The 7885-nt window shown below is 36.9% G+C and carries 6 protein-coding genes and 1 tRNA gene; all 7 read left to right on the top strand.

From position 1 onward, the window contains the following. The first annotated feature begins 403 nt into the window (after positions 1–403). The 7 genes from CP367_RS03330 to CP367_RS03300 all read left to right on the top strand — a co-directional run bounded on the left by CP367_RS03330 (position 404) and on the right by CP367_RS03300 (position 7873). Positions 404–760, top strand: coding sequence for a hypothetical protein (locus CP367_RS03330; RefSeq protein WP_013085742.1), 357 nt, complete (start codon positions 404–406; stop codon positions 758–760). A gap of 117 nt (positions 761–877) precedes the next feature. Beyond that, positions 878–950: transfer RNA gene (locus CP367_RS03325), tRNA-Thr, on the top strand. Between the two features lie 34 nt (positions 951–984). Continuing rightward, positions 985–2298 (top strand): C1 family peptidase, encoded by a 1314-nt coding sequence (locus tag CP367_RS03320; protein ID WP_089145709.1) that lies wholly within the window; start codon positions 985–987, stop codon positions 2296–2298. Next, positions 2298–2951: an HD domain-containing protein gene (locus CP367_RS03315; RefSeq protein WP_013085744.1), complete on the top strand. Its 654-nt coding sequence runs from the start codon at positions 2298–2300 to the stop codon at positions 2949–2951. Before CP367_RS03320 ends, CP367_RS03315 begins: the two co-directional genes overlap by 1 nt. A gap of 168 nt (positions 2952–3119) precedes the next feature. Continuing rightward, positions 3120–4739, top strand: a complete 1620-nt coding sequence (locus tag CP367_RS03310; RefSeq protein ID WP_089145708.1) for a peptide ABC transporter substrate-binding protein — start codon at positions 3120–3122, stop codon at positions 4737–4739. A gap of 190 nt (positions 4740–4929) precedes the next feature. After that, a complete protein-coding gene (locus tag CP367_RS03305; RefSeq protein WP_089145707.1) occupies positions 4930–6558 on the top strand; it encodes a peptide ABC transporter substrate-binding protein in 1629 nt (542 codons plus the stop codon). Between the two features lie 172 nt (positions 6559–6730). Further along, on the top strand, positions 6731–7873 hold the full coding sequence (locus CP367_RS03300; protein WP_005725391.1) for an IMP dehydrogenase: 1143 nt from the start codon (positions 6731–6733) through the stop codon (positions 7871–7873). Positions 7874–7885: the final 12 nt, after the last annotated feature.

The following is a 7885-nucleotide window of genomic DNA, read 5'->3' as shown; positions in this document are numbered from 1 at the left end:
AAGATTTGACAGTTTCAAATAGAGGGATTTTTTCCTCTATTTTTTTAGCTAATAATCGGAGATATTTACTACCAACTAATATTTGTAAAAGATAATGATTTGTGTAAAATAATATTTTACTTCTTAAATTGTTATTTTATTTTCTAAAATCAATTGCTACAATCTATTTATTAAGTTATTCACAAATTCACATTATTACTATACGATTTACTGCTTCAAGTGCAATACCAACATAAAATAGCTGCGTATACCTTTTGCAAATGCTGATGCAAAGCACTTGATTAAAAAAACTGACTTTTAATAAAAATATGTGAAAAGCACCACTATCTACTTTACTTATAATCAAACAGTGTTATAGTAATAGTGTAAAGAGAAAGTAAGTAAATAGAAAGAGGTTATTAAAATGCTAGAATCTAAAAAAGCTATTAAGATTATTTCAAGTTTGGTAATCGGTTTGAGTTTAGGCTGTGTTCTTACTCCTATTGCTCAAGCTACTTCATTTACTGCTCCTAAATTGGGTACTGCAACACAAGCTCCAACCAATCCTGCTATTAAAAAGGGTGATAAGATCTTTGTTGTTATTAAAGACACCAAAAATCAAAAAGTAGCTGTTTACAATAAAAATGCTGAAAAAACTAGCAAAAAAGTTGCAATGGGTTCTACTTATACTGTAAAAGACGTTAAGAAAGTTAATAAAAAGAAGATTGTCAGAATCAACAAGAGTCAATGGTTGAATATTAAAGACGTCGTTAAGAACTAAATAAAAGCAAATTTAATAACCGTTTTGAATACTTATTTTCTAAAAATACTTGGAGAGAATAAATAAGGACGAGGATGTTCAAATGAATGTCTTCGCCTTTTTTGATACAATATAGACGCCGCTTTAGCTCAATAGGTAGAGCACCGCCGTGGTAAGGAGGAGGTCCCCAGTTCAAACCTGGGAAGCGGCTTAGTTGTTGTTTTTGGCAAGAAAGGAAAAATTTTATGAAGCATGAACTTACAATGAATGAAATTGCTAAATTTCAAAAAGAATATGAGCAAAAACCACAAAATCGGGTTGCGGAATTGGCTGTTGTTAATAATGGTGTGGCTAAGGCTAGTTTGGATTCAGAAAAGGTTAGGAAATTGAACCGCACTTTTTCAATTGAAATCCCAACTGATAATGTTACTGATCAAAAGCAATCGGGTCGCTGCTGGCTATTTGCGGCCTTGAATACATTGCGTCATGGTTTTGCTAAGAAGTATAATGCTAAAAACTTTACTTTTTCACAAAATTATTTATTCTTCTGGGATCGAATTGAACGAGCAAATATTTTCTTTGATAATATTTTGAATACCGCAGATCGTCCACTTAGTGACAGAACAGTGCATACTTATATGCAGGGACCTGATACTGATGGTGGCCAATGGGCTATGGCTGTTTCTTTGATTAGGAAGTACGGCTTAGTGCCAACCTATGCTCAAGATGAAAGTTTCACTGCCAACAATACTGCTTTCTTCAATCGTATTTTGAATAATAAGTTGCGAGAAGATGGACTTGTGTTGCGTAAGTTAGCTCAAGCAGGTAAAAATGATGAAATTGAAGTTAAACGTCAAGAATTTTTGAGTGAGGTTTACCGTATGGCAGTAATTGCTTTCGGTCAACCAGTACAAAAATTTGACCTTGAGTTTAAGGATGATGAAGGTAAGTATCATTTTGATGGTGATCTTACTCCACTTGATTTCTTTCACGACTACTTTACTGATGACTTGGATGACTATATTGTTTTGTTCAATGCACCAGATCATGAATTTGATAAGCTGTATGCTTTGCCATTTGAAGACAATGTAGAGGGCGGAAGTCCAGTTCATTTCTTAAACACTAAAATTGAAAATCTTAAAGAAGCTGCGATTAAGCAACTTGAAGCAGGCGAAACTTTTTGGTTTGGTTGTGATGTAGGTAAAGATAGCGATCGTCAAAAGGGAATTTTAGCTCATAACCTCTATCAAACTGATACTATTTTTAATATTGAAACTAAGTTAAGCAAAAAAGAGAGACTGGAAACTGGTGCTTCGGGTTCAACTCATGCCATGACGATGGTTGGTGTGGATGTTGTTAATGGAAAGCCACGTCAATGGAAAATTGAAAACTCATGGGGAAGCAAGGTCGGTGAAAAAGGCTACTTTGTGATGGATGATAACTGGTTTGATGAATATCTCTTCAAAGTAGTTGTTAAAAAACAATATGTACCGGAAAAACTGGTTAAGATTTGGGAAGGCAAAGCAACGCCGGTAGAAGCATGGGACTCAATGGCATAATGGAAATTAAACAAGTTATCGATTTTACTCAAACACACTTAAAGAATGAAAAAACGGGTCATGATTTTTATCATGGCGAACGGGTAGCTAATTTGGCTAGTCAAATGTATTTAGCAGATCATGCTGATGCTCATGAAGATAGCCGGGTAGTTGCTATTATTAAAACAGCAGGTTATTTGCATGACACGATTGATGAAAAAATCTGTGCTGACCCACAAAAGGTGATTGATGAAATTGAAGAGTTATTGCCGCAAGTAGGGTTTAATGAACTAGAGGCATGGGATATTTTATTCACCATTCAACACATGTCATTTTCAGCTAATATTGAGCATCACTATCATTTGCCTTTATCTGGACAATATGTGCAAGATGCTGATCGTCTAGAAAGTTTGGGTGCGATTGGAATTGCCCGTGCCTTTACGTATGGTGGTAAACATGGCAATAAGATTTACGATCCAGAGATTAAGCCAGCCGTTTTAACTAGTCATGATCAATATCGTAACCATGTCGAAACCACAATCAACCACTTTTATGAGAAACTTTTTCATTTAGAAGATTTAATGAATACTCCTGCTGCTAAAAAAGAAGCGGAAAGACGAACTGCATACATGCGCGACTTTGTACGTGAATTTATGCAAGAATGGAATGTTTAGAATAATTTAATTTTGAATAAACCTTGATACATCAGCATTGAGGCTTATTTTTTAAATAAATTAAAAATAATATTAAAAAAAACTTGCAAAGCAAAAAATATTTAGCTATACTTATAAACAACTTAAAGAGTTCTATTATTTTTCTCATAAATGAGAGGAGCAATGTGTATGAAGTTTACCAAATTATTTGCTGCAGGAGCAACCGTTTTAATTGCCGGTTCAACGCTGGCAGCATGTGGTAGTAATTCTAATTCGTCAAGTTCATCAGCTAAGAAAACAATTAATTGGATGGATTCGGCTGAAATTCCAACGATGGACATTTCTAAGGCAACAGACGCTACCAGTTTTAACCAATTGGGTAACGTTGAAGAAGGTTTATACCGTTTAGGTAAGAATTCTAAAGTTGAGAATGCTTTGGCAACAGATACCAAGGTTTCAAAAGATGGTAAGACCTGGACTTTCACCTTGCGTGATTCTAAGTGGTCTAATGGTGATAAGTTAACGGCTAAAGACTTTGTTTACTCATGGCGCAGAACCGTTAATCCAAAGACGGCTTCACAATATGCTTACCTCTTCGAAGGAATTCATAATGCCACTCAGATTTCTGCAGGTAAGGCACCAGTTAATAGTTTGGGAGTAAAAGCCGAAGGCGATAATAAATTAGTTGTTACTTTGGACAAACGAATTCCATACTTTAAATTATTGATGGGATTTCCATTGTTCTTCCCACAAAACCAAAAGGTAGTTGAAGCTAATGGCTCTAAGTATGGTACTTCATCTAAGACTACAGCCTTCAACGGACCTTTTGTACAAAAGGGCTGGACTGGTTCTAACCTTTCTTGGAAGCTTGTGAAAAACAAGAATTACTGGGACAAGAAGAATGTTAAGCTTGATGCCATTAATTACAGCGTGCAAAAGACACCATCAACAGCTTACAACTTGTACCAGTCAAATAAGCTTGATGCTACTATTTTAGATTCACAACAAACTAAGAACTTAAAACATCAAAAGGGTTACACTTTGCGTGATACTGCAGCAACCTTCTATTTGCAATTTAACCAAAAGAAGAAGATTTTCCAAAATGCTGACTTGCGTAGAGCAATCTCAATGTCAATCAATAGAAAGGCACTGGGAAGTGCTTTAGGTGGTGCTAATACCCCAGCAACCAGTTTAACTTCAAAGGGTGTAGTTAACCACGATGGCAAGGACTGGTCAGAAGTTGTTGGTGATAAGAAGAACGCCGCATATAACCCAACTGAAGCTAAGAAACTTTACAAGAAGGCTTTGAAGGAATTAGGCGTTAAGAACGTTTCATTTACAATCTTGTCTGATGATACTGATTCAGGTCAAAAGACGACTGAAACACTTCAAAGTCAATTAGAAGAAAACTTGAAGGGCATGAAGGTTTCAGTAGCTAACGTACCATTCAAGACTCGTTTGAACCGTTCAACTAGTGGTAACTTCGATGTTGTTGTTTCAGGTTGGTCAGCTGACTTTGCCGATCCAATTTCATTCGTTGACTTGTTTACTAGCAAGAATGCACAAAATAACGGTAAGTGGAGTAACTCCCAATACGACAAGTTGATCGCTGATTCTAAGACTACAGCAGATACAACTAAGCGTTGGGATGACCTTGAAAAAGCAGAAAAGATCTTGCTTAGCGATGAAGGAATCGCCCCACTTTACTACAAGACTGAAGCTTGGTTAGTTCGTCCAGACATTAAGGGCATTGTCTACAATGGCGCTGGCTTAAACTACAACTTCAAGAATACTTATGTAGCAAATTAATTAAAAAATCAGGAGGACATAGTAATGATTATTATTTCAGCAATTATTATTTTACAAACAAGACATAAAAATAATCTCTCTTCACTTGTAATTGCGTAATAATAGTCTAGCTATGATTTGATGAATAGATAGAAGGAGCAACCATGTGAAGGTTGCTCCTTTTTTGTAATAAAAAAGAATGAGGATCAAAATGAAAAAGTGGAAAAAGTATTTTAGTGCAAGTTTATTAACCGTCGTATCAGCTGCAACTTTGGCAGCCTGTTCAAATAAAAGTTCGTCATCTGGTACCAAGCAAACCTTGAATTGGATGACTAAATCAGAATTACAAACTTTAGATTTGTCCAAGGTGACTGATGCAACTAGTTTAGATCAAATTAATAATTCGATGGAAGGACTCTATCGTTTAGGTAAAAATTCTAAGGTGGAAAATGCTTTAGCAACCAAGACTGAAGTTTCAAAAGATGGTAAAGTGTGGCATTTTACTTTGAGAAAGAATGCCAAATGGTCTAACGGTGATCCAGTTACTGCTAAAGATTTCGTCTATTCATGGCGTAGGACTGTTGATCCAAATACTGCCTCACAATATGCTTATCTTTTCTCAGGAGTAAAGAATGCAGATGATGTTGTGGCAGGAAAGAAGAAGGTTGAAACACTCGGTGTTAAAGCAGATGATAACCAACATTTAACCGTTACTTTGGATAAAAGAATTCCATACTTTAAGTTATTGATGGGCTTCGGAGTTTTCTTCCCACAAAATGAACATGCTGTTGAAAAATATGGCAAAAACTATGGTACCTCATCTAAAACAATGGTTTATAACGGACCATTTGTCTCAAAAGGCTGGACCGGTTCAAACTTGTCTTGGAAGCTAGTTAAGAATAAGGACTACTGGGACAAGAGCAAGGTAAAACTAAGCAAGATTAATTACAGCGTGCAAAAGACACCATCAACCGACTACAACTTGTATCAATCTGGAAAATTAGATGTAGCATTATTGGCACCACAAGCTACAAAACAATTGAAGAACCAGAGTGGTTATACAATTAGACCAGCTTCTTCAACACAATATTTACAATTAAACGAAAAGAACAAGCTTTTCCAAAATACTGACTTCCGCCGTGCACTTTCATTATCAGTTAATCGTAAAGCATTAGCTTCAGCTGTAGGTGGTGCTAACAAGCCAGTCACTACCTTTTCGCCAAATAGTATGACTGAAGTAAATGGCAAAGATTATACTGAATTAGTCAAAACTGCTGAAACTGATAAGTTAATGACATATAACCCTACTTTAGCTAAAAGTTATTGGAAGAAAGCACAAAAGGCTTTAGGACAGAGCAAAGTTAACTTCACTTTGCTAACCTATGACGATGATGATGCCAAAAAAGCAGGTGAATACTTGCAAAGTACTATTGAGTCAAACTTGAAAGGCGTTAATGTCAGAGTAAATAGTTTACCTAAAAAGACTGCCTTAGTTCGTAGCCAAAATGGCAACTTTGATGCTTTATTGATGGGTTGGCAAGCTGACTTTACTGATCCAATCTCATTCCTTGACTTGAACACCTCAAATGCTTCATACAACTGGGGTAAGTGGGCTAATAAGGAATATGATAAGTATGTAGCAGCTTCTAAAACTACTGGAAACGAAAATACTCGTTTTGAAGATTTAGCTAAGGCTGAACGTGTATTGTTAACTGAGCAAGGCGTAGTACCACTTTACCAGCCAGCAGAAGCTTGGATGGTTCGTCCAACTGTCAAGGGCGTTGTATATAATGGTGCTGGAGCTAACTATAACTTCAAATATGCTTATGTTGAAAAGTAGACTAAAATCCTAAATATCTAAATAATAGAACTTATAACAATAAACAACTCCTCTATGTAATCAAAAAGTAGACCGAAAAAATCGGTCTGCTTTTTGATTTTCGCTTGAAAAAAGCAAGTTAGGCTAGTAAAGTAAAACTAATAATTTTTTGAATGAGAAAAGGAGAGCTTAAATGTCAAATTGGGATACAAAATTCGCTAAAAAAGGTTTAACGTTTGATGATGTTTTATTAATTCCAGCAGAAAGTCATGTTTTGCCAAACGAAGTTGATTTGAGTACGACTTTGGCGGATAACATTAAATTAAATATTCCATTGATCAGTGCAGGGATGGATACTGTAACTGAAGGTGCAATGGCAATTGCAATGGCTCTCCAAGGTGGGCTAGGCGTTGTGCACAAGAATATGTCAATTCAAGCGCAAGCTGGTGAAGTAGCCAACGTAAAGAGCGTAGTTGTGCCAACTAGTGCTGCAAAGGCCGCAACTGATGATCAAAATCATCTGCTCTGTGCTGCAGCAGTTGGTGTAACCAGTGATACTTTTGAAAGAGCAGAAGCATTGCTTGAAGCTGGTGCTGATGCGATCGTTATCGATACTGCTCATGGTCACTCAGCTGGGGTATTGCGCAAGATCAAAGAAATCCGCGATCATTTTCCAGAAGCAACTTTGATTGCTGGTAATGTTGCGACTGGGGATGCAACTAGAGCACTGTTTGATGCTGGTGTTGATGTCGTCAAAGTTGGTATTGGCCCTGGATCAATTTGTACTACTAGAGTTGTTGCTGGTGTTGGTGTGCCACAAATCACGGCTATTTATGATGCTGCTACAGCTGCACGTGAATATCACAAGCCAATCATTGCAGATGGTGGAATTAAATATTCAGGTGATGTTGTTAAAGCTTTAGCAGCGGGTGGCAATGCTGTCATGCTTGGCTCAATGCTATCAGGTACTACTGAAGCACCTGGCGAAATTTTTGAAGATAATGGCAAGAAGTATAAGCGCTATCGCGGAATGGGGTCTGTTGGTGCGATGGCCCAAGCACACGGTTCAAGTGACCGTTACTTCCAAGGTGGCGTAAACGAAGCTAATAAACTAGTTCCAGAGGGTGTTGAAGCCCGAGTAGAATACAAGGGCGATGTTTCTGATGTAGTCTTTCAAATTGATGGCGGATTACGTTCAGGTATGGGATATTGTGGTGCTGCAAATATTCCGGAATTAATTGATAAAGCTCAATTTGTTCAAATTACTAATGCAGGTTTACGTGAGTCACATCCACATGATGTTCAAATGACCAAAGCTGCTCCAAACTATAAGTAAAGCAAAATAGAT

The organism is Lactobacillus sp. UMNPBX16, assembly GCF_002553775.1.
Classification (GTDB): Bacteria; Bacillota; Bacilli; order Lactobacillales; family Lactobacillaceae; genus Lactobacillus; species Lactobacillus crispatus.
Note: the sequence above shows the minus strand (reverse complement) of the source record. Positions and strands in the feature narration are given on the sequence as shown.